At 71.9% G+C, this 21873-nt stretch carries 17 protein-coding genes; 14 read left to right on the forward strand and 3 right to left on the reverse strand.

What is annotated here, in order from left to right; all coding sequences use genetic code 11:
* Positions 1-152 precede the first annotated feature (152 nt).
* On the forward strand, positions 153-3149 hold the full coding sequence (gene uvrA, locus ACIPK4_RS11650) for an excinuclease ABC subunit UvrA (RefSeq protein ID WP_402311313.1): 2997 nt from the start codon (positions 153-155) through the stop codon (positions 3147-3149).
* A gap of 62 nt (positions 3150-3211) precedes the next feature.
* Here uvrA and ACIPK4_RS11655 read toward each other — a convergent pair whose 3' ends face one another.
* Complete coding sequence (locus tag ACIPK4_RS11655; protein WP_402311316.1) at positions 3212-3901, reverse strand: NAD(P)-dependent oxidoreductase; 690 nt, start codon at positions 3899-3901, stop codon at positions 3212-3214.
* A 24-nt stretch (positions 3902-3925) separates the two neighbouring features.
* Here ACIPK4_RS11655 and ACIPK4_RS11660 point away from each other — a divergent pair, with 24 nt between their 5' ends.
* The gene (locus tag ACIPK4_RS11660) at positions 3926-4531 is read left to right on the forward strand and encodes a TetR/AcrR family transcriptional regulator (protein ID WP_402311319.1); all 606 of its coding nucleotides are present in this window, start codon (positions 3926-3928) and stop codon (positions 4529-4531) included.
* On the opposite strand, the gene ACIPK4_RS11665 is transcribed toward ACIPK4_RS11660, so the two are convergent.
* Positions 4521-5417 (reverse strand): carbohydrate kinase, encoded by an 897-nt coding sequence (locus tag ACIPK4_RS11665; RefSeq protein WP_402311803.1) that lies wholly within the window; start codon positions 5415-5417, stop codon positions 4521-4523. The two genes, ACIPK4_RS11660 and ACIPK4_RS11665, sit on opposite strands and share 11 nt — an antisense overlap.
* Positions 5418-5629: 212 nt before the next feature.
* On the opposite strand from ACIPK4_RS11665, the gene ACIPK4_RS11670 reads away from it, so the two are divergent.
* The gene (locus tag ACIPK4_RS11670; RefSeq protein ID WP_402311321.1) at positions 5630-6061 is read left to right on the forward strand and encodes a Rieske (2Fe-2S) protein; all 432 of its coding nucleotides are present in this window, start codon (positions 5630-5632) and stop codon (positions 6059-6061) included.
* A 22-nt stretch (positions 6062-6083) separates the two neighbouring features.
* Here the strand turns inward: ACIPK4_RS11670 and ACIPK4_RS11675 are convergent, their stop codons facing one another.
* A complete protein-coding gene (locus tag ACIPK4_RS11675) occupies positions 6084-7058 on the reverse strand; it encodes a hypothetical protein (RefSeq protein ID WP_402311324.1) in 975 nt (324 codons plus the stop codon).
* Between the two features lie 249 nt (positions 7059-7307).
* Here ACIPK4_RS11675 and ACIPK4_RS11680 point away from each other — a divergent pair, with 249 nt between their 5' ends.
* From ACIPK4_RS11680 to secG, 11 genes are all read left to right on the forward strand, one after another.
* On the forward strand, positions 7308-7973 hold the full coding sequence (locus tag ACIPK4_RS11680; RefSeq protein WP_402311326.1) for a papain-like cysteine protease family protein: 666 nt from the start codon (positions 7308-7310) through the stop codon (positions 7971-7973).
* Positions 7970-8767 carry a hypothetical protein gene (locus ACIPK4_RS11685; protein ID WP_402311328.1) on the forward strand — a complete coding sequence of 266 codons (798 nt, stop codon included), beginning with the start codon at positions 7970-7972 and terminating at the stop codon, positions 8765-8767. Before ACIPK4_RS11680 ends, ACIPK4_RS11685 begins: the two co-directional genes overlap by 4 nt.
* Before the next feature lie 976 nt (positions 8768-9743).
* On the forward strand, positions 9744-11798 hold the full coding sequence (gene uvrC, locus ACIPK4_RS11690) for an excinuclease ABC subunit UvrC (RefSeq protein WP_402311330.1): 2055 nt from the start codon (positions 9744-9746) through the stop codon (positions 11796-11798).
* A complete protein-coding gene (rapZ, locus tag ACIPK4_RS11695; RefSeq protein WP_402311332.1) occupies positions 11795-12778 on the forward strand; it encodes an RNase adapter RapZ in 984 nt (327 codons plus the stop codon). Before uvrC ends, rapZ begins: the two co-directional genes overlap by 4 nt.
* Entirely contained in the window at positions 12775-13845 is a 1071-nt protein-coding gene (gene yvcK, locus ACIPK4_RS11700; RefSeq protein WP_054222750.1) for a uridine diphosphate-N-acetylglucosamine-binding protein YvcK, read from the forward strand. Before rapZ ends, yvcK begins: the two co-directional genes overlap by 4 nt.
* The gene (gene whiA / locus ACIPK4_RS11705; protein WP_030160342.1) at positions 13836-14825 is read left to right on the forward strand and encodes a DNA-binding protein WhiA; all 990 of its coding nucleotides are present in this window, start codon (positions 13836-13838) and stop codon (positions 14823-14825) included. Before yvcK ends, whiA begins: the two co-directional genes overlap by 10 nt.
* A gap of 179 nt (positions 14826-15004) precedes the next feature.
* Complete coding sequence (locus ACIPK4_RS11710; protein ID WP_402311334.1) at positions 15005-17959, forward strand: M14 family zinc carboxypeptidase; 2955 nt, start codon at positions 15005-15007, stop codon at positions 17957-17959.
* 231 nt (positions 17960-18190) lie between these two features.
* Positions 18191-19198 (forward strand): type I glyceraldehyde-3-phosphate dehydrogenase, encoded by a 1008-nt coding sequence (gene gap, locus ACIPK4_RS11715; RefSeq protein ID WP_054222747.1) that lies wholly within the window; start codon positions 18191-18193, stop codon positions 19196-19198.
* Positions 19199-19342: 144 nt separating this feature from the next.
* On the forward strand, positions 19343-20554 hold the full coding sequence (locus tag ACIPK4_RS11720; protein WP_402311337.1) for a phosphoglycerate kinase: 1212 nt from the start codon (positions 19343-19345) through the stop codon (positions 20552-20554).
* Between the two features lie 6 nt (positions 20555-20560).
* Positions 20561-21337 (forward strand): triose-phosphate isomerase, encoded by a 777-nt coding sequence (gene tpiA, locus ACIPK4_RS11725; protein ID WP_376191784.1) that lies wholly within the window; start codon positions 20561-20563, stop codon positions 21335-21337.
* Positions 21338-21488: 151 nt separating this feature from the next.
* Positions 21489-21710, forward strand: coding sequence for a preprotein translocase subunit SecG (gene secG, locus ACIPK4_RS11730; protein WP_054222744.1), 222 nt, complete (start codon positions 21489-21491; stop codon positions 21708-21710).
* The last annotated feature ends 163 nt before the right edge of the window (positions 21711-21873 follow it).

The following is a 21873-nucleotide window of genomic DNA, read 5'->3' on the forward strand; positions in this document are numbered from 1 at the left end:
GAACGGGTGAACCCGTCTGCGGAGTGCCGTAAATCGAATGCGCGTGCTATACGCTCGAAGTCCTAGCTCTTCTCCATCGCAGAGGCGCCCCCCATACCCTGGACAGTCCGGGGCTCGTGCCCCCGCTTCTCTCAAGAAAGGTGCGGACCGGCGTGACCGACCGTCTCATCGTTCGTGGCGCTCGCGAGCACAACCTCAAGAACGTCTCGCTCGACCTGCCCCGCGACTCACTCATCGTCTTCACCGGACTCTCCGGGTCGGGCAAGTCCTCCCTGGCCTTCGACACGATCTTCGCCGAGGGCCAGCGCCGCTACGTCGAGTCGCTCTCGTCGTACGCCCGCCAGTTCCTCGGGCAGATGGACAAGCCCGACGTGGACTTCATCGAGGGCCTCTCCCCGGCGGTCTCGATCGACCAGAAGTCGACCTCGCGCAATCCGCGATCGACGGTCGGCACCATCACCGAGGTCTACGACTACCTGCGCCTGCTCTTCGCGCGCATCGGCAAGCCCCACTGCCCCGAGTGCCGCCGCCCCATCTCGCGCCAGTCGCCGCAGGCGATCGTGGACAAGGTCCTCGCCCTCCCCGAGGGCAGCCGCTTCCAGGTGCTGTCGCCGCTGGTGCGCGAGCGCAAGGGCGAGTTCGTCGACCTGTTCTCCGACCTGCAGACGAAGGGCTACAGCCGGGCGCGGGTGGACGGGGAGACCATCCAGCTCTCCGAGCCGCCCACGCTGAAGAAGCAGGAGAAGCACACCATCGAGGTGGTCATCGACCGCCTCACCGTCAAGGAGAGCGCCAAGCGCCGGCTCACCGACTCCGTGGAGACCGCCCTCGGGCTCTCCGGCGGCATGGTGATCCTGGACTTCGTCGACCTCGCCGAGGACGACCCCGAGCGTGAGCGGATGTTCTCCGAGCACCTCTACTGCCCGTACGACGACCTGTCCTTCGAGGAGCTGGAGCCGCGCTCCTTCTCCTTCAACTCGCCCTTCGGCGCCTGCCCCGAGTGCACCGGCATCGGTACGCGCATGGAGGTGGACCCGGAGCTGATCGTCCCCGACGAGGACAAGTCCCTGGACGAGGGCGCGGTCTCCCCGTGGTCCCTCGGCCACACCAAGGACTACTTCCAGCGGCTGGTCGGCGCGCTCGCCGGGGAGCTGGGCTTCCGTACGGACATCCCGTGGGCCGGGCTGCCGCAGCGGGCGAAGAAGGCCCTGCTGTACGGGCACAAGACGCAGATCGAGGTCCGCTACCGCAACCGGTACGGCCGCGAGCGCGCCTACACGACGGCCTTCGAGGGCGCCGTCCCGTTCGTCAAGCGCCGGCACGCTGAGTCCGAGAGCGACGCCAGCCGCGAGCGCTTCGAGGGCTACATGCGCGAGGTGCCCTGTCCGACCTGTGAGGGCACCCGCCTCAAGCCGATCGTGCTCGCGGTGACGGTGATGGACAAGTCCATCGCCGAGGTCGCCGCGATGTCGATCAGCGAGTGCGCGGACTTCCTGGGGCGGATGCGGCTCGACGTCCGCGACAAGAAGATCGCGGAGCGGGTCCTGAAGGAGGTCAACGAGCGGCTCCGCTTCCTCGTCGACGTCGGCCTGGACTACCTGTCGCTCAACCGGGCCGCGGGCACCCTCTCGGGCGGCGAGGCCCAGCGCATCCGACTCGCCACGCAGATCGGGTCCGGCCTGGTCGGCGTGCTGTACGTGCTCGACGAGCCGTCCATCGGCCTGCACCAGCGGGACAACCACCGGCTGATCGAGACGCTGGTGCGGCTGCGGGACATGGGCAACACCCTGATCGTCGTCGAGCACGACGAGGACACCATCAAGGTGGCCGACTGGGTCGTGGACATCGGCCCGGGCGCCGGCGAGCACGGCGGCAAGGTCGTGCACAGCGGCTCGCTGAAGGAGCTGCTGAAGAACGGCGACTCGATGACCGGGCAGTACCTGTCCGGGAAGCGGTCCATCCCGGTGCCGGACATCCGCCGGCCCGTGAACGGGGAGCGGAAGCTGACCGTCCATGGCGCCAAGGAGAACAACCTGCGGGACATCGACGTGTCCTTCCCGCTGGGCGTGCTCACGGCGGTGACGGGCGTCTCGGGCTCGGGCAAGTCGACGCTGGTCAACGACATCCTGTACACGCACCTGGCGCGCGAGCTCAACGGCGCCCGGTCGGTGCCGGGACGGCACACGCGGGTGGACGGGGACGACCTCGTCGACAAGGTCGTGCATGTCGACCAGTCGCCGATCGGCCGGACCCCGAGGTCCAACCCGGCGACGTACACGGGCGTCTTCGACCACGTGCGCAAGCTCTTCGCCGAGACGATGGAGGCGAAGGTGCGCGGCTACCTGCCGGGCCGCTTCTCCTTCAACGTCAAGGGCGGCCGGTGCGAGAACTGCTCGGGCGACGGCACGATCAAGATCGAGATGAACTTCCTGCCGGACGTGTACGTCCCGTGCGAGGTGTGCCACGGCGACCGGTACAACCGGGAGACGCTGGAGGTCCACTACAAGGGCAAGTCCATCGCCGAAGTCCTGAACATGCCGATCGAGGAGGCGCTGGACTTCTTCGAGGCCGTGCCGACGATCGCGCGGCACCTGAAGACGCTGAACGAGGTGGGGCTCGGGTACGTCCGGCTCGGCCAGTCGGCGCCGACGCTGTCGGGCGGCGAGGCGCAGCGCGTGAAACTGGCGTCGGAGCTGCAGAAGCGGTCGACGGGCCGGACGGTCTACGTCCTGGACGAGCCGACGACGGGTCTGCACTTCGAGGACATCTCGAAGCTGATCAAGGTGCTGTCGGGGCTGGTGGACAAGGGGAACTCGGTGATCGTCATCGAGCACAACCTGGACGTCGTCAAGACCGCGGACTGGGTCATCGACATGGGCCCCGAAGGCGGGTACGGAGGCGGCCTGGTGGTCGCAGAGGGCACGCCGGAGCAGATCGCCTCGGTGGGTGCGAGCCACACCGGCAAGTTCCTGCGCGACATCCTCGGCGCGGAGCGGGTCTCGGACGCGGCGCTGGACGCCGCCCCGGCGAGGAAGGCGGCCGCCGGGAAGGCCGCCCCCGCGAAGAAGGCCGCGGCGGCCAAGAAGACCGCGGCGGCGAAGAAGGCGGCCCCGGCGAAGAAGGCCACGGCACGGGCCCGCAAGGCCTGACGCCCGACACTGGCCGGCGGTCCCACCCCCGTGGGGCCCGCCGGCCGGGGTCCGGCCGTCCGTCAGGCGGCCACGCCCACCGCGTGGCCCGCCGTGGCCGGGTCCGTCAGGGAGGCCAGCAGGGCGTCCGCGACGTCCGCGCGCGAGATGGTCCGGGCGTCGGGGACGTTGGCGCCGATGACCCGGCGGTAGTTCCCGGTGCGCGGCTTGTCCAGCAGCCGCGGCGGGCGGACCACCGTCCACTGGGTGCCGCTCGCCCGGATCGCCGCCTCCATGACCTCCAGGTCCGCGTACAGGTCGCGCAGGGCCCACCGCAGCACCGGGAGGAAGACCTTCCGGGCGATGACCCCGTCGGTCTCCACGTCCGGTCCGACGGGGGCGGCGCTCACCGCCGCGAGACGCCTCACGCCCGCCCGGTCCATCGCCGACACGATGGCCCGCACCGACGGGCCGGTGACCGGGGCGAGCCGGGCCTGCTTGTTGCTCGCCGCGCCGAGTGCGGAGATCACCGCCGTCCGTCCCGTCAGGACGGGGACCAGCGCCTCCTCGTCCGTGAGATCGCGCACCACGGCCACGTGGAGGCGTCCGTGCGCCGGTACGCCCAGCCGGGCGGGGTCGCGGACCACCGCCGTCACCTCGTGGCCCGCGTCGAGGGCCTGTCGTACGACCTCACGGCCGACACCGCCCGTGGCTCCGAACACCGTCAGTTTCATCGCCGGCTCCCATTCGAGGGTGGGTGAGTATTTACTCACCCCTTCTTCCGCTAGCGTGAGTGAATGCTCACCACGAAGTCAAGCCGGCCCACTCCCGAGCGGCTCCTCGACGCCGCCGAGACGCTCATGCGCACCATCGGCCTCGCCAACACCACCACCAAGGCGATCGCGCGCGAGGCCGGCTGCTCCGAAGCCGCGCTCTACAAGCACTACGCGAACAAGGAGGAGCTGTTCGTGCGCGTCCTCATGGAGCGCACCCCCAATGCCGGCCCCCTCATGGGAGAGCTCGCCCGCGACCACGCCGAGCGGTCCGTGGAGGAGGGGCTCACCGCCATCGCCCGGCACGCCTCGCTCTTCTACGCCGACGCCATGCCCATGGCCGCCTCGCTCTTCGCCGAGCCCGCCCTGCTGACCCGCCACCGCGAGGGCGTCCAGGAGATCGGCACCGGCCCCCACGTCGTGCGCGACGCGCTCACGGGCCGGCTGCGCCGCGAGCTCGAACGGGGGAGGCTGCGCCCCGACGCCGATCCGGAGGCCGCCGCGGCGCTGCTGCTCGGCGCCTGCTTCCAGCGGGCGTTCTTCCTGCACTTCTCCGGCCCCGAGGTGGTCCCGCCGGTCGAGGAGTTCGCCCCCGCCGTGGCCCGGACCCTGTGGGCCGCTATCCGCTGAGCTCCGCCGCGTACGGCGGCTCCGCGCCCGCCCGGGTGCAGGTCAGCGCCGCCGCGTGGGCCGCGTACGCCAGGACCCCCGGCCAGTCCACCGGGCCGCCGGCCGGACCCGCCGGGCCCGCCGGGCTCGCCAGACGGTGCAGCAGGGCGGCGTTGACGGTGTCGCCCGCGCCGATCGTGTCCGCCACGACGACCCGCCGGGCCGCCGCCGTGTACTCGTCGCCCTCCCGGGTCCGGACCACCAGGCCCTGCGCGCCCCGGGTGAGCACCACCGCCGAAGGCCCCGCAGCCAGCCAGTCCGAGACCCGGCCGCCCAGCCACCGGGCGTCCTCCTCCGACAGCTTGAGGACGGACACGTACGGCAGCCAGCCCAGGAACCGGGCCCGGTACGCCGCCGGATCCGCGATCAGCGCCGGGCGGATGTTGGGGTCCAGCAGCGTCAGCAGCCCGCGCCCGGACTCCCGGCGCAGCAGGGCCTCGTACGCGCTCGCACCCGGCTCCAGGGCCAGGGAGCAGGTGCCGAGCGCCAGGGCGCGGGTGCCCGCGGGGAGCGCCTCGGGCAGGGCGAACAGCCGGTCGGCCGTGCCCTCCACGTAGAACTCGTACGCGGCCGAGCCGTCCGGTGCCAGCGAGGGCACGGCGAGGGTGGTGGGCTCCGGACCGCGCTGGACCAGCGAGAGGTCCACCCCGGCGGCGCGCAGCCCGGCGAGCAGGCTCTCGCCGAAGCCGTCCGTCGAGACCCGCGAGCAGAAGGCGGCCTCCGCACCGAGCCGGCCCAGCGCCAGCGCGGTGTTGTACGGCCCCCCGCCCGGCCGCGGCACGAGCGCGCCCGGCGGCTGCGCCACGGGCACGAGGTCGATCAGGGCTTCTCCACCGACGACGATCACGCGGGGGAAGGTATCCCATCGGGCGGCGGAACAGGGCGGCGGTATCGTCGGGGTGCCCGGCGGCACCGGCCGCACCCCTGCGGCCTGCAGTCCGAGCAGCTCCACCCTTACCCGCAGGTCCACCCGTACCCGCAGGTCCACCCGTACCCGCAGTTCCACCCGTACCAGCAGCCCCACCCGTACCAGCAGAACCCCCAGGCCAGGAGAACCGCATGTCCGCGTCGCAGTCCGCCGCCCGCCGTACCGTGCTCAAGGGCGCCGCCGCGATCGCGGGGGCCGTCGGAGGCGGGGCGGCGCTCGCGGCCTGTTCCACCGAGGGCACCGGCGGCTCCGGCTCCCCGGCGGTCCCGGCCGCCCCGGTGGAGCTCGGCGCCGCGTCCGAGGTCCCGGTCGGCGGGGCCAAGCTGTTCCGGGAGCAGAAGCTGGTCGTCAGCTGCCCGGCGGCGGGCCAGTACAAGGCGTTCAGCGCGCAGTGCACGCACGCCGGCTGCGTCCTGGACAAGATCGACGACGGCGAGGGCAACTGCCCCTGCCACGGCAGCCGCTTCGACGTGACGACCGGCAAGGTGCTGCGCGGCCCGGCCGCCGAGCCGCTGCCCGCCGTCCCGGTCAGGGCCGAGGGCGGCAAGCTCATCGCGGGCTGATCCGGCGCGCGGGAGGGCGGCCCTACGCCCAGTCCCAGTCGATGCCCAGCAGGCCGCGCCGCACCTCCGGCTCCACCAGGTGCACGACGCGGTGGCGCCCGCTCGGCGTCAGGTCCGCGAGTCCGCTGCGCGGCGCCCCGGGCCCGGACCGGCCGAACCGCCGGCAGCGCACCGGCAGGGCGGCCTCGTCGAAGCGGACCTGGAGCACGTACTGCCCGCCGCTGTAGCTGAACCCGCGCACGTACTCGGTGCAGCGGCCGCCGGTCCCGTCCTCGAAGCCGTAGCCGAAGACGTACGTGTCCCCGGTGCGCAGCCGGGCGTCGAAGAGGAGCTCGGCGACCAGCACCTCGGCCTCCCGGTGCCAGCGGACGCGGCCGGTCCGGCAGTTCTCGTCCGCCCGGACGCGGACCCGGGCCGGGTCGCAGCCGGGGTCGCCGTGATGGACGGCGAGGTACCGGTCGACGCCGTCACGGTGGGCCCGTACGACGTGCTGCGACTCGCGGCCCAGCAGTTCGCCGCCCGCGCCGATCCGCACCCGCTCGTGGTGGCCGACGGTGTGCAGGCCGCCGTCGGCGGGCAGTTCCATGCCGGCCAGCAGGCCCTCGACGGCCGCGCCGACGCTGACCAGGGCCCGGTACGAGCGGGACGGCGGGCGGACCGCCCCGGACCCGGCGTCCTCCGGGGCGGCCAGCAGCCGCAGCAGGGTCCCCCCGGGCAGTTCCAGGATCTGCTCCAGGGCCCGTACGGCCTTCAGGGACTCGGGGCGGCGCGGCCGCCGCGCGCCCTGCTGCCAGTAGCTGAGGCTGGTCACGCCGAGCTTGATGCCGCGGGCCGCGAGCCGCTGCTGGACCCGGTGCAGGGGGAGGCCGCGGGCGGTGAGGGCGGCGCGCAGCGCGAGGTGGAAGGGACCGGCGCGGAGCAGGTGCCCGAGCTCCCGGGCGTCCGCCTGTGCGCCGGTCCGGCCGCTGCCCTGCGCGTTCTGTCCGGTCGACCGCATGACGGCTCCTCCTGTGAACGTTCACGCGCGGTGGGGCGGGAGGGCGGCCGGTGGCGCCGGAGGTCCAGGTGAAAGGACGGCAGTCATTCACACTGCGGTCCCGCCGTTCACACTGCAATGTCACGGCGTATTGAAGCCTGTTGACCTGGTCGCGACAACACCCTGATGCTCCTCACCAGCGTCCGGACGCGCTCCTCCATCCCCACCTCCCCGGCCCCACCGGGGGGATCCCCACACGGGAGGAACGCGATGCGCAACCGAAACCGGCGGCTTTCCCTGGCCGCCGCCCTCACCGCCGTGCTCTTCGTCCTGCCCACCGGTACCGCCACCGCCGCCGGTACCACGGCTCCCGCCCCCGCCCCTGCCGCCGCTGCCGCCGACACCGGCTCCGCCGCCGCTGCCGCCGAGGCCGGCTCCGCCGCCGGTTCCGCCCTGGCGTACAAGCGCCTGAACATCACCATGCAGGCCCAGCAGAAGAGCAACTGGTGCTGGGCCGCGAGCGGCAACACCATCGCCGGCTGGTTCGGCCGCACCTACACCCAGAACCAGTTCTGCAACGCCGCCTTCAACCGCCAGCAGGGCTACGACTGCCCCAACAACCAGGCCACCCTCGGCAACGTCCAGACCGCCCTGGACTGGGCCGGGATCAACCCCGGCTCGTACGTGAGCGGTTGGCTGCGCTACACCACCGTGCAGAGCGAGATCGACGCCAACCGGCCCGTCGAGACCCGGATCCAGTGGTCCAACGGCGGCGGCCACATGCACGTCATCTACGGCTACGACACCGCCGACAACTGGGTCTACTGGGGCGACCCGTGGCCGTCCAGCGACCGCTACAACTGGGCCTCCCACGCCTGGTACGTCGACAACAGCACCTTCTCCTGGACCCACTCGCTCTACCGGATCGGAGCGTGACCGCCATGACCCAGCGCGCCGCCGCCGCGGTCCTCGCCGCGACCGCCGCCGTCCTCGTCGCCCTTCCGGCCCCGCAGGCCTCGGCGACCCCCGTGCCGCAGCCCCGGTCCGTCACCGCCGAGAGCCGGGCCGCGGCCGGGCGGGCCGCCGCCGCGCCCGACACCCTCGCCACGCTCTCCCGCTTCTTCGCCCGCGAGGGCAAGATCGCGCCGGATGCGGTACGGCCGCGGATCGAGGGCGAGGCGATACCCGTCAGCTACCTCTCCCCGGACTTCGTGGCCGGCAGGGCCGGCGCGCCCGTGGCCCGGCTGGAGTTCCTCGCCAGCGAGGCGGTCGCCTCGGACGGGCAGCGGGCCGCGCTGTGGACGGCCAGGACCGAGGCGGGATGGCAGGTGGTGAACATTGCCACCGGCGACGACGAATTCCGCTACGCGCAGCTCGGCGCCGCGAAACTGCCCGGCGGGACGGTGTTCCGGGAACCGCAGATCGACGCCTGGTACGTGGCCGCGGGCAGCAGGGTGCTGCCGCTGGACGAGGACGCCGAGCGGGCCGTCGGCGCGGGGGGCACCAGCCTCGACGCCTACCGGGCGCGGGTGGTGCGGGCGTACGGGGACAAGCTGCCGGGGTCCGCGTACGCGAAGGGGGGCGGGGCGGGCGGTTACGCGGCCGCGGCCGCTGCCCCCGCCGGTCCCTCGGTGGCGCCGGCCGCCGGGGTCGCGGCGGGCGCGCTGGCGGTCTCCGCGCTCGGCGTGACCGCGGTGCGCAGGTCCCGCCGGCCCCGCGCCACCACCTGACGGGCCGGGCCCGTGCCCCTGCCCTGACGGGCCGGGCCCGTGCCACCGCCTTGACGGGGCCGGGCCCGTGCCCCTGCCTGGCGCGCCGGGCCCGTGCCACCGCCCTGGCGGGGTGGGGCTGTGCCACTGCCCTGACGGGCCGGGCCCGTGCCACCGCCCTGGCGGGGTGGGCCCGCGTGATCCCCCCTGACGGCCGGGCCCGTGCCTCTGCCCTGACGGGCCGGGGCCGTGCCACCGCCCTGGCGGACCTTGGGCCCGGGCGGCCGACCGGCCGTCCGGGCCCCGGCTGGTGCCGTCTCCCGCCCCGCCCTTCCGCGTTGTTCACCAGGCTCCGCCCGGCACCCGCCCTTCACGCCCGGCCCCGCTCCCGGAGCCGGGCGCTTCGGGAGCCCCCGGAACTCCGCTCCGGGGGCCCGTGCCCCACGCGCAGGCGGGGTGGGAACAGCTCGCGGCTCCGGACGCCGGGACGGCCGGGTTCGGAGGGTGGGCAGCCAGGGAGAAGGTTCGGCCCCGGGCCGGGGTGCCGGGGCGGCCCCCGCATACCCCGCACTTCGAACGCCGACGGCGACGCAGTGACCGCGGCGGGCCGAGATGGGCCCCCGCCTCGACACGTCGGCAGGCCCTGAGCCCCCACGCCTCAAGCACCGGCGGCGCAGGAGTGACCCGGCGGGGAGGGGACGGCCCTGGCCCGCGGTTGCCGCGGCGGGGCGGTCCCCGGGCCCCCGCACCGAGCTCGCGCACCACCCGCACCTCGGGCCGGATCCCGGGGTGGCGGGCCGTGAGGCGCTCCAGGGCCGGGGGCAGCGGTGCAGGGCCGCGCTGCGGAACGCCGCGATGCGCAGCACGCCCGTCGCGCCATCGCGCCATCCCCGTCGCCGGCTCCGCCGCCCGCGGCGCGGAGCCGCGGGCCGGGACACCTCCGGGGAGGGGGGGATGGCCGGGGTTCGTTGTCGGCCGCCGCCAGTAGGGTGTTGGCATGGCCGACCCTTCCAGTTACCGTCCCGCGCCGGGGCAGATCCCGGACTCCCCGGGGGTGTACCGATTCCGCGACGAGCACCGCCGGGTGATCTACGTCGGGAAGGCCAAGAGCCTGCGCCAACGCCTGGCCAGCTACTTCCAGGACGTCGCCGGGCTGCACCCCCGTACCGCCACCATGGTCACCACGGCCGCCTCCGTCGAGTGGACCGTCGTCTCCACCGAGGTCGAGGCGCTCCAGCTCGAATACTCCTGGATCAAGGAGTACGACCCCCGGTTCAACGTCAAGTACCGGGACGACAAGAGCTACCCCTCCCTCGCCGTGACGATGAACGAGGAGTACCCGAGGGTCCAGGTCATGCGGGGGCCCAAGAAGAAGGGCGTGCGGTACTTCGGGCCCTACGGGCACGCCTGGGCGATCCGCGAGACCGTCGACCTCATGCTGCGGGTGTTCCCCGTGCGCACCTGCTCCGCCGGGGTGTTCAAGCGGTCCGCGCAGATCGGCCGGCCCTGCCTGCTCGGCTACATCGGCAAGTGCTCCGCCCCCTGCGTCGGCCGGGTCACCCCCGAGGAGCACCGCGAACTGGCCGAGGACTTCTGCGACTTCATGGCCGGGCGGACGGGGACGTACCTCTCCCGGCTGGAGAAGCAGATGCACGAGGCCGCCGAGGAGATGGAGTACGAGAAGGCCGCCCGGCTGCGTGACGACATGGGGGCCCTGCGCCGGGCCATGGAGAAGAACGCCGTCGTCCTCGCCGACGCCACCGACGCGGACCTGATCGCGGTCGCCGAGGACGAGCTCGAGGCCGCCGTGCAGATCTTCCACGTCCGCGGCGGGCGCGTGCGCGGCCAGCGCGGCTGGGTCACCGACAAGGTGGAGGCCGTCGACACCGCCGGACTGGTCGAGCACGCCCTCCAGCAGCTGTACGGGGAGGAGAAGGGCGAGGCCGTTCCCAAGGAGGTGCTGGTCCCGGCCCTCCCCGAGGACACGCCCGCGCTGAGCCAGTGGCTGGCGGAGCGGCGCGGCTCCCTCGTCAGCCTGCGCATCCCGCAGCGCGGGGACAAGAAGGCCCTGATGGAGACCGTCCACCGCAACGCGCAGCAGTCCCTGGCCCTGCACAAGACCAAGCGCGCCAGCGACCTCACCACCCGCTCCCGGGCCCTGGAGGAGATCGCCGAGGCCCTCGACCTGGACGGTGCGCCGCTGCGCATCGAGTGCTTCGACATCTCGCACCTCCAGGGCGACGACGTGGTGGCCTCGATGGTCGTCTTCGAGGACGGGCTGGCCAGGAAGAGCGAGTACAGGCGCTTCGCGATCAAATCGTTCGAGGGGCAGGACGACGTCCGGTCCATGCACGAGGTGGTGTCGAGGCGCTTCCGCCGCTACCTGCAGGAGAAGCTGAAGACGGGGGAGTGGTCCCCGGAGGACGCGGAGGCCGCGGAGGACGGCGAACACCCCCTCGCGGAGGACGACGGGCGGCCGAAGCGGTTCGCCTACCCGCCGCAGCTCGTGGTGGTCGACGGCGGGCAGCCGCAGGTGGCCGCCGCCCAGCGGGCGCTGGCGGAACTCGGCATCGACGACGTGGCCGTGTGCGGGCTGGCCAAGCGCCTGGAGGAGGTCTGGCTGCCCGGCGAGGACGACCCGGTCGTGCTGCCCCGCACCAGCGAGGGGCTGTACCTGCTCCAGCGGGTCCGCGACGAAGCCCACCGGTTCGCCATCCAGTACCAGCGGAACAAGCGCGGAAAGCGGCTCAAGGCCAGCCCGCTCGACGACGTGCCCGGCCTGGGGGAAAGCCGCAGGCAGGCCCTGGTCAAGCACTTCGGTTCGGTGAAGAAGCTGAGACAGGCGACAATCGAGCAGATCTGCGAGGTCCCGGGCATAGGCCGCAAGACGGCCGAGACCGTGGCCGCGGCCCTCGCCCGGTCGGTTCCCGCTGGTCCTGCCGTCAATACGGCGACAGGAGAGATCATTGAGGATGAGCACCCCGCCCCACCGGTGGGGGCACCTCCCGGCGCAGGCCGGGGGACATCGTCCGAACGGGGGCCCGAGCAATGACCGAGCGCGAGACCGACCAGACGACCGACCAGACGACCGAGCACACGACCGAGCACGACCGAGACGGAGCACAGGTGAGTACCGGCACGACAGCGGAGCCCGGGGACGCCGCCGAGGCGGCCATCCCCGAGCTGGTGATCATCTCCGGCATGTCCGGGGCCGGCCGCAGTACGGCGGCCAAGTGTCTGGAGGACCTCGGCTGGTTCGTCGTCGACAACCTCCCGCCGGCACTGATCCCCACCATGGTGGAGCTCGGCGCCCGCTCGCAGGGCAACGTGGCGCGCATCGCCGTCGTCGTCGACGTCCGCGGCCGCCAGTTCTTCGACGCCCTGCGCGAGTCCCTGGCCGACCTCGACAGCAAGGGCGTCACCCGGCGCATCGTCTTCCTGGAGTCCTCCGACGACGCGCTGGTCCGCCGCTTCGAGTCGGTCCGCCGCCCGCACCCCCTGCAGGGCGACGGGCGCATCACCGACGGCATCGCCGCCGAGCGCGACCTGCTGCGCGAGCTGCGCGGCGACGCCGACCTGGTCATCGACACCTCCAGCCTGAACGTGCACGAGCTGCGCGCGAAGATGGACGCCCAGTTCGCGGGCGACGAGGAGCCCGAGCTGCGGGCGACCGTCATGTCCTTCGGCTACAAGTACGGCCTGCCCGTCGACGCCGACCTCGTCGTCGACTGCCGCTTCATCCCGAACCCGCACTGGGTCCCCGAGCTGCGCCCCTTCACGGGCCTCAACCCGGAGGTGTCGGGCTACGTCTTCAGCCAGCCCGGCGCCAAGGAGTTCCTCGACCGCTACACCGAGCTGCTCCAGCTCATCGCCACCGGCTACCGCCGCGAGGGCAAGCGGTACGTGACCATCGCGGTCGGCTGCACCGGCGGCAAGCACCGCAGCGTCGCCATGTCCGAGAAGCTCGCTGCCCGCCTCGCCTCCGAGGGAGTCGAGACCGTCGTAGTCCACCGGGACATGGGGCGCGAGTGACCGGACGCACCCTGCGGCTGCGCCGCCTGCGCCGCCTCACCTCGGGGCGGGGCGAGGACGGCGCCGGCCGCACCGGGCTGCGCCGCGGCGCAGCCCCCAAGGTGGTCGCACCCAAGGTCGTCGCCCTCGGCGGCGGCATGGGCCTGTCGGCCTCCCTGGCGGCACTGCGCCGGATCACCGGCGAGCTCACGGCCGTGGTCACCGTCGCCGACGACGGCGGCTCCAGCGGCCGGCTCCGCGAGGAGCTCGGCGTGCTGCCGCCCGGCGACCTGCGCAAGGCGCTGGCCGCGCTGTGCGGTGACGACGACTGGGGCCAGACCTGGGCCCGTGTCATCCAGCACCGCTTCCAGTCCGAGGGCGACCTGCACGGGCACGCGGTCGGCAACCTGCTGATCGTGGCCCTGTGGGAACAGCTCGGCGACCCCGTCCAGGCCCTCGACCTGGTCGGCAAGCTGCTGGGTGCGCAGGGCAGGGTGCTGCCGATGTCGGCGGTCCCGCTGGAGCTCCAGGCGCTGGTCCGCGGCCACGACCAGACGCGCCCGGGCGAGGTCGACACCGTCCGGGGCCAGGCCACGGTGGCCACCACCCCCGGCGAGGTGCTCTCCGTACAGGTCGTGCCCGGTGATCCGCCGGCCGTGCCGGAGGCCGTCGCCGCGGTCCTGGACGCCGACTGGGTCGTGCTCGGTCCGGGATCGTGGTTCTCCTCCGTCATCCCGCACCTGCTGGTGCCGGAACTGCTCGACGCGCTGATCGAGACCAAGGCCCGGCGGGTCCTCTCGCTGAACCTCGCGCCGCAGCCCGGCGAAACAGAGGGCTTCTCTCCGCAGCGTCATTTGGAGGTTTTGGCCCGACACGCCCCTAAACTCGCCCTGGACGTGGTGCTGGCCGACGAGGCCGCCGTGCCCGACCGCGAGTCCCTCGCCGATGCCGCAAAACGGTTCGGTGCCGCGGTCGAGCTGGCGCCGGTGGCCAGGGAAGACGGCTCTCCGAAGCACGACCCGGAGCTGCTCGCCGCCGCGTACGACCGTATTTTTCGGATGCATGGAAGGATCGGCCCATGGCGATGACGCCAGCGGTGAAGGATGAGATCTCCCGGCTCCCCGTCACCCGGACCTGCTGCAGGAAGGCGGAGGTCTCGGCGATTCTTCGGTTCGCGGGCGGGCTGCACCTGGTGAGCGGGCGGATCGTCATCGAGGCGGAGCTGGACACCGGGATCGCTGCCCGGCGCCTGCGCAAGGACATCCTGGAGATCTTCGGCCATTCCTCGGACCTCGTCGTGATGGCTCCCGGCGGGCTGCGCCGCGGCAGCCGGTACGTCGTCCGCGTCGTGGCCGGCGGTGACCAGCTGGCGCGCCAGACGGGCCTCGTGGACGGCCGCGGCCGCCCCATCCGAGGTCTTCCCCCGCAGGTGGTCTCCGGGGCCACCTGCGACGCGGAGGCGGCCTGGCGCGGCGCCTTCCTGGCCCACGGTTCGCTCACCGAGCCGGGCCGGTCCTCGTCCCTGGAGGTGACCTGCCCCGGTCCGGAGGCCGCCCTGGCCCTGGTGGGCGCCGCCCGTCGGCTGTCCATCGCCGCCAAGGCGCGCGAGGTCCGCGGGGTGGACCGCGTCGTGGTCCGCGACGGCGACGCGATCGGTGCCCTGCTGACCCGGCTCGGCGCCCACGAGTCGGTGCTGGCCTGGGAGGAGCGGCGGATGCGGCGCGAGGTGCGCGCCACCGCCAACCGCCTCGCCAATTTCGACGACGCCAACCTGCGCCGCTCGGCGCGGGCCGCGGTGGCCGCCGGCGCCCGGGTCCAGCGTGCACTGGAGATCCTCGGCGAGGAGGTGCCCGAGCACCTCGCCGCGGCCGGGCGGCTGCGCATGGAGCACAAGCAGGCCTCCCTGGAGGAGCTGGGCGCGCTCGCCGACCCGCCGCTGACGAAGGACGCGGTCGCGGGACGCATCCGCCGTCTGCTGGCGATGGCCGACAAGCGGGCGCAGGACCTCGGCATCCCGGGCACCGAGTCGAACCTCAGCGAGGACCTGGCCGACAACATGGCGGGCTGACTCGCGACGGCCGGCCGGCTCGCGCCCGTACCTGCCACGAACGCCCGGCCGTACTCTCAAAGGGGCCCGCACCTCACCCGTGCGGGCCCCTTTGAGACACGCCCCATTGACATGAGCATCGCCTGATCGTGAGCCTGTCGTCCGAACGCTTTCGTGGCAGACGACGCCCAGGGGGGCACATGAGGCACCGCGCGAGATCGATCCTCGCCGCAAGCGCACTCGTCTTCGGAACCACACTGGCCGCCCTCCCGGCGGCCCACGCCCAGCCCGCAGCGGACGCCGCACCCGGCGCCGACGAGGTGCGGGTCTACGACGCGGACGTCACCAAGGAGCAGATCCCGCTCCTCCTCGCCGCGGGCCAGGACGCCCAGGAGCTCACCGAACGCGCCCCCGAGAGCGGGACCGCCAAGGTCGAGCTGTTCCTCACCGGCGGGCAGGCGAAGGAGCTCGCAGGCCAGGGCGTCAAACTCGCCGAGCACAAGGTCCCCGCGAGCGCGGCCCGCTCCCAGGTCGTCGGCGACGGGGTGTTCCGCCCCTACAGCGGCAAGGGCGGGCTCCAGGAGGAGATCCTCAAGACCGCCCAGGCCAACCCCGGCCTCGCCAAGGTGGTCTCCATCGGCAAGACCGTCCAGGGCAAGGACATCCTCGCCCTGAAGGTCACCAAGAACGCCCGCACCACCAAGGACGGCGACAAGCCCTCCGTGCTCTACATGTCCAACCAGCACGCCCGCGAGTGGATCACCCCGGAGATGACCCGGCGGCTGATGCACCACACCCTCGACAACTACGGCAAGGACCAGCGGATCACCAAGCTCGTGGACTCCACCGAGCTGTGGTTCCTGCTGTCCGCCAACCCGGACGGGTACGACTACACGCACTCCCCGGACGGCGACCGGCTGTGGCGCAAGAACCTGCGCGACAACAACGGCGACGGCAAGATCACCCCCGGCGACGGGGTCGACCTCAACCGGAACTTCGCCTACAAGTGGGGTTACGACAACGAGGGTTCCTCACCCAACCAGTCGAGCGAGACCTACCGCGGCCCCAAGGCCTCCTCCGAGCCGGAGACCGTCGCCCTCGACAGGTTCGAGAAGCGCATCGGCTTCCGGTACGCCGTCAACTACCACTCCGCGGCCGAGCTGCTGCTCTACGGCGTGGGCTGGCAGGTCGCCACCCCGACCCCGGACGACGTCGCGTACAGGGCGCTCGCCGGCACCCCGGAGAACTCGGCGATCCCGGGCTACCACCCGCAGGTCTCCTCCGAGCTCTACACGACGAACGGCGAGGCCGACGGCCACGCCGCCAACGTCAACGGCGTCATGATGTTCACGCCTGAGATGACCACCTGTCAGACGGCCTCGGCGATCGACCCGAACGACCGGTGGAAGCCCGAGGACTGCCAGTCCGGCTTCAACTTCCCGGACGACGAGAAGCTCATCCAGGCGGAGTTCGCCAAGAACGTCCCGTTCGCGCTCGCCGTCGGCGAGAGCGCCGCCCACCCCGACCAGCCGAAGTCCTCCGTGGGCCTGAGCGCCGCGGACTTCACCCCGGACCCCTTCACCACCTCCTACGCGGCCAAGGGCGAGGACCAGACGGTCTCCGTCACCGCCCGCAAGGCGCTGAAGGACAAGCAGCTCAAGTTCCGCATCAACGGCGGCCGCACGCACGACGACGGACTGAAGGCCTGGAAGGGCGGCGACGTCTACGGCGGCGACGACAACAACTGGTTCGACGAGTACCGGGCAAAGGTGGACGGCACCAAGCCGGGCGACAAGGTCGAGGTCTGGTTCACCGGCCGCGACCGCTCCGGCAAGCAGGTCTCCAGCGAGCACTTCACGTACACGGTGGCCCAGCGGCCCCGCGCCGACGTGCTGGTGATCGCGGAGGAGGGCGCCCCGGCACAGCACGCGCAGGAGTACGTCGACGCCCTGCGCGCCAACGGCAGGTCCGCGGCGGTCTGGGACGTGGCCGCGCAGGGCGCCCCGCACCACCTCGGCGTGCTCTCCCACTTCCGCACGGCCGTCCACTACACCGGCGCCAAGACCCCCGGCGGCGACACCCAGCTCGCCGTGCGCGACTTCCTCAACGAGGGCGGCAGGCTGATCGAGGCCGGTGAGCTCGCGGGTGGCAACGCCCAGGTCGGGCGCGCCGTCACGAACGACTTCAGCCAGTACTACCTCGGCGCCTACAGCCGTACGAGTGCCCGCGGCGCCACCGGCTTCACCGGTACGGGTGCCCTCGCCGGGGCCACGGGCGGTCTGGCGGACGCGGCGGGCAACCCGTTCAACGCCCCCGGGTCCTACGCGGTCACCTCCGACTCCCTGCCGGCGGCGCAGTTCCCGCAGTTCAAGAGCGCGCAGGCGGGCCAGTACGCCGGGGTCGTGAACCCGTACGCCCCCTACACCGGGGCGGGGATGGCCGCGGCCACCCATGCGGACGACGAGTGGAAGCGGCTGACCCGCACGGTCGACCTGACCAAGGTCACCGCCGCGGACAGGCCGCAGCTCAAGATGGCCCTCAACTGGAACACCGAGCCGGGCTACGACCACGCGATCCTGGAGGCCCACACCACCGGCGCCGAGGACTGGACCACGCTGCCCGAGGCGGGCGGCCTGACCGGCACCACCGTGCCGACGGAGTGCGAGGCCGGGTTCTACGTCAACGGTCACCCGTTCCTGAAGCACTACCTCACCCTCGACAGCGCCGGCTGCACCGCGAGCGGCACCAGCGGCCGGTGGAACAGCTTCACCGGTTCCTCCGACGGCTGGAAGCAGGTCACCTTCGACCTGAGCGCGTACGCGGGCAAGACCGTCGAGGTCTCCCTCTCGTACGTCTCGGACGGCGGCTCCGGCGGCCGCGGCCTGTTCGCGGACGACGCGCGCGTCTCCGTCGGCGGGGCCGACCAGGCCGTCGAGGGGTTCGAGACCTCGCTGGGCGTCTGGACCGCCCAGGGCGCCCCTGCCGGAAGTCCGGTGGTCCCGGGCGACTGGACCCGGTCCGGGGAGCTGTTCAAGTCCTACGCGTCGGTCACTACGCGTAACACGGTGCTCCTCGGTTTCGGCCTGGAACACCTGCCGGCGGCGGCGGACCGAGCCGTACTCGTCGGTAAGGCGCTCCGCTCGCTACACCGCTGATCGACGACGCCCCCGACGCTCACCCTGAGTGACGGGGGCCGAGGCCCCCCGGGCCCCGTACCGGAGCGCACGGTACGGGCCCCGGCGGCGTACCCCCTGTGACAGGGGGAATCTCAGGTCCCGGCCGATGTCACTCAAAAGCTCACGGAGAGGTAGGGTCGTAAGCGGTCGGGGACATCCCATACAGCTCGCCGGCGGGACAGGCCGGCGCACCAACGAGGAGATCGGTTCGTGACGATCCGCGTAGGCATCAACGGTTTTGGCCGAATTGGCCGCAACTACTTCCGGGCGCTCCTTGAGCAGGGAGCGGACATCGAGATCGTCGGTGTCAACGACCTGACTGACAACGCGACCCTGGTGCACCTTCTCAAGTACGACACCATCCTGGGACGCCTCAAGGCCGAGGTCTCCCACACCGACGACAGCATCACCGTCGACGGCAAGACCTTCAAGACCTTTGCCGAGCGCGACCCCGCGAACCTGCCCTGGGGCGAGCTCGGCGCCGACATCGTCATCGAGTCGACCGGCATCTTCACGAAGAAGGCCGATGCCGCCAAGCACATCGCCGCGGGTGCGAAGAAGGTCCTCATCTCGGCTCCGGCCAAGGACGAGGACATCACCATCGTGATGGGCGTCAACCAGGACAAGTACGACGCCGCCAACCACCACGTCATCTCCAACGCCTCCTGCACCACCAACTGCGTGGCGCCGATGGCCAAGGTCCTCGACGAGAACTTCGGCATCGTCAAGGGCATGATGACGACGGTCCACGCGTACACGAACGACCAGCGCATCCTGGACTTCCCGCACTCGGACCTGCGCCGCGCCCGTGCCGCCGCCGAGAACATCATTCCGACCTCGACGGGTGCCGCGAAGGCGACCGCGCTGGTCCTCCCGCAGCTCAAGGGCAAGCTGGACGGCATCGCCATGCGCGTCCCGGTCCCGACCGGCTCGGTCACCGACCTCGTCCTGGAGCTCTCCCGCGAGACCACCAAGGAAGAGATCAACGCCGCCTTCCAGAAGGCGGCCGAGGGTCAGCTGAAGGGCATCCTCGACTACACCGAGGACGCGATCGTCTCCTCCGACATCGTGAACTGGCCGGCTTCCTGCACCTTCGACTCCTCCCTGACCATGGTTCAGGACGGGACGCAGGTCAAGGTCGTCGGCTGGTACGACAACGAGTGGGGCTACTCCAACCGCCTCGTCGACCTGACCGTCTTCGTCGGCGGTCAGCTCTAAGTCTCAGGTAGCAGGGCTAGGCACCACGACGTGAACGCAGGGTCCGGTCAGCGCGATGGAGCGCTGCACGGGCCCTGTCGTTTGCCTCGACCGATCGGCCCCGCACCGGCAGAACCCGTGTATGGGGATAAGGAGTAGAAACACATGAAGACGATCGACGAACTGCTCGCCGAAGGCGTCGCCGGCAAGCGGGTCTTCGTCCGCGCCGACCTCAACGTGCCGCTCTCGGGCGACACGATCACCGACGACGGTCGCATCCGCGCCGTGCAGCCGACCATCGCGAAGCTCGCCGAAGCCGGCGCCCGCGTGGTCGTCGCCTCGCACCTGGGCCGCCCCAAGGGCGCCCCGGACCCGGCCTTCTCGCTCGCTCCGGCCGCCAAGCGACTCGGTGAACTGCTCGGTGCGGACGTCGCGTTCGCCACCGACACCGTCGGATCCTCCGCCAAGGAGACCGTCGCGGCCCTCGCCGACGGCCAGGTCGCCGTCATCGAGAACCTGCGCTTCAACGCCGGTGAGACCTCGAAGGACGACGCCGAGCGCGGCGCCTTCGCGGACCAGCTCGCCGAGCTGGCCGACGTCTACGTCGGCGACGGCTTCGGCGCCGTGCACCGCAAGCACGCCTCGGTCTTCGACCTGCCCGCCCGCCTCCCGAACGCGGCCGGCTACCTGATCGCCACCGAGGTCGGCGTGCTGAAGAAGCTGACCGCCGACGTCAAGCGCCCGTACGTGGTCGTCCTCGGCGGCGCGAAGGTCTCCGACAAGCTGGCCGTCATCGACCAGCTGCTCGGCAAGGCCGACCGCATCCTCATCGGCGGCGGCATGGCGTACACCTTCCTCTACGCCAAGGGCTACGAGGTCGGCATCTCCCTGCTCCAGAAGGACCAGGTGGACGTCGTCAAGGAGTACATGGCGCGCGCCGAGAAGAACGGCGTCGAGCTGGTCCTGCCGGTGGACGTCCTGGTCTCCGCGGAGTTCCCGGACCTGAAGACCAAGGCCCCGGCCGACTTCGAGACCGTCGACGCGGACAAGATCCCCGCCGACAAGGAGGGTCTGGACATCGGTCCCAAGACCCGTGAGCTGTACGCGTCGAAGATCGCCGACGCGGAGACCGTCTTCTGGAACGGTCCCGTGGGCGTCTTCGAGCACCCCGACTACGCCGGAGGCACCCGCGCCGTCGCGCAGGCCCTCGTCGACAGCAGCGCGTTCACCGTGGTGGGCGGGGGCGACTCCGCCGCGGCCGTGCGCACGCTCGGCTTCGACGAGAACGCTTTCGGTCACATCTCGACCGGTGGTGGCGCCTCCCTCGAATACCTCGAGGGCAAGACGCTCCCCGGCCTCGCCGCACTGGAGGTCTGAACCCGTATGACCACGCGTACCCCGCTGATGGCGGGCAACTGGAAGATGAACCTCAACCACCTCGAGGCCATCGCGCACGTCCAGAAGCTCGCCTTCGCGCTCGCCGACAAGGACTACGACGCCGTCGAGGTCGCGGTCCTGCCGCCCTTCGTCGACCTGCGCTCGGTCCAGACCTTGGTCGACGGCGACAAGCTGAAGATCAAGTACGGCGCGCAGGACGTCTCGGCGCACGACTCCGGCGCCTACACCGGCGAGATCTCCGGCTCGATGCTGGCGAAGCTGAAGTGCACGTACGTGGCCGTAGGCCACAGCGAGCGCCGCCAGTACCACGGCGAGACCGACGAGCTCTGCAACGCCAAGGTCAAGGCCGCCTACCGGCACGGGATCACCCCGATCCTGTGCGTCGGCGAGGGCCTGGACGTCCGCAAGGCCGGCCAGCAGGTCCCCCACACCCTGGCCCAGGTGGACGGCGGCCTCAAGGACGTCCCGGCCGAGCAGGTCGAGTCCATCGTGATCGCGTACGAGCCCGTCTGGGCGATCGGGACCGGCGAGGTCGCCACCCCCGAGGACGCGCAGGAGGTCTGCGGGGCGATCCGCACCCGCCTCGCCGAGCTGTACTCGCAGGAGCTGGCCGACAAGGTCCGCATCCAGTACGGCGGCTCCGTGAAGTCCGGCAACATCGCGGCGATCATGGCCCAGCCCGACGTCGACGGCGCGCTGATCGGCGGCGCGGCGCTGGACGCGGACGAGTTCGTGAAGATCGTCCGGTTCCGCGACCAGTGACCTGCGTGATCGTCGCAGCGAGTAGGCGGTAGGACGGATCCGTCGTACCCTTGCGGGGGCCAGGAGGCTGAACCACCAGCCACTGGCCCCCGCGCACATCCAGCAGAGCCGGAAAGCCAGAAAAGCCAGAAAGTAGGAATCAGCCGTGATTATGGGGTTCTCGATCGCCCTGATCGTCTTCAGCGCCCTGCTGATGCTGCTCGTGCTGATGCACAAGGGCAAGGGCGGCGGCCTTTCCGACATGTTCGGCGGCGGCATGCAGTCGTCGGTCGGCGGCTCCTCGGTGGCCGAGCGCAACCTGGACCGCATCACCGTCGTGGTCGGTCTCCTCTGGTTCGCCTGCATCATGGCGCTCGGCATCCTGATGAAGTAGGGAAGCCGACGGTTCTGGCCATTCCGCCGGTCCGGTCGGCTCCACCCCGCCTATCATGAGGACGGCGTCCGCGGCGCGGAGTGAGTAACTCCATGTGATGGACGTGCGTTGGGCCTTACGTAGACTGGGGCGCCCGCAGCGGAATCCACTCACGCTTCGCGGC

This window comes from Streptomyces sp. NPDC086989 (assembly GCF_044745505.1).
Taxonomy (GTDB): Bacteria; Actinomycetota; Actinomycetes; order Streptomycetales; family Streptomycetaceae; genus Streptomyces.

Bases quoted from the DNA above. Each gene is read 5' to 3' on its own strand.
- ACIPK4_RS11660 (WP_402311319.1), top strand. From the start codon at position 3,926: ATGCTCACCACGAAGTCAAGCCGGCCCACTCCCGAGCGGCTCCTCGAC.
- ACIPK4_RS11670 (WP_402311321.1), top strand. From the start codon at position 5,630: ATGTCCGCGTCGCAGTCCGCCGCCCGCCGTACCGTGCTCAAGGGCGCC.
- ACIPK4_RS11675 (WP_402311324.1), bottom strand. From the start codon at position 7,058: ATGCGGTCGACCGGACAGAACGCGCAGGGCAGCGGCCGGACCGGCGCA.
- ACIPK4_RS11680 (WP_402311326.1), top strand. From the start codon at position 7,308: ATGCGCAACCGAAACCGGCGGCTTTCCCTGGCCGCCGCCCTCACCGCC.
- uvrC (WP_402311330.1), top strand. From the start codon at position 9,744: ATGGCCGACCCTTCCAGTTACCGTCCCGCGCCGGGGCAGATCCCGGAC.
- rapZ (WP_402311332.1), top strand. From the start codon at position 11,795: ATGACCGAGCGCGAGACCGACCAGACGACCGACCAGACGACCGAGCAC.
- whiA (WP_030160342.1), top strand. From the start codon at position 13,836: ATGGCGATGACGCCAGCGGTGAAGGATGAGATCTCCCGGCTCCCCGTC.
- ACIPK4_RS11710 (WP_402311334.1), top strand. From the start codon at position 15,005: ATGAGGCACCGCGCGAGATCGATCCTCGCCGCAAGCGCACTCGTCTTC.
- ACIPK4_RS11720 (WP_402311337.1), top strand. From the start codon at position 19,343: ATGAAGACGATCGACGAACTGCTCGCCGAAGGCGTCGCCGGCAAGCGG.
- tpiA (WP_376191784.1), top strand. From the start codon at position 20,561: ATGACCACGCGTACCCCGCTGATGGCGGGCAACTGGAAGATGAACCTC.
- secG (WP_054222744.1), top strand. From the start codon at position 21,489: ATGGGGTTCTCGATCGCCCTGATCGTCTTCAGCGCCCTGCTGATGCTG.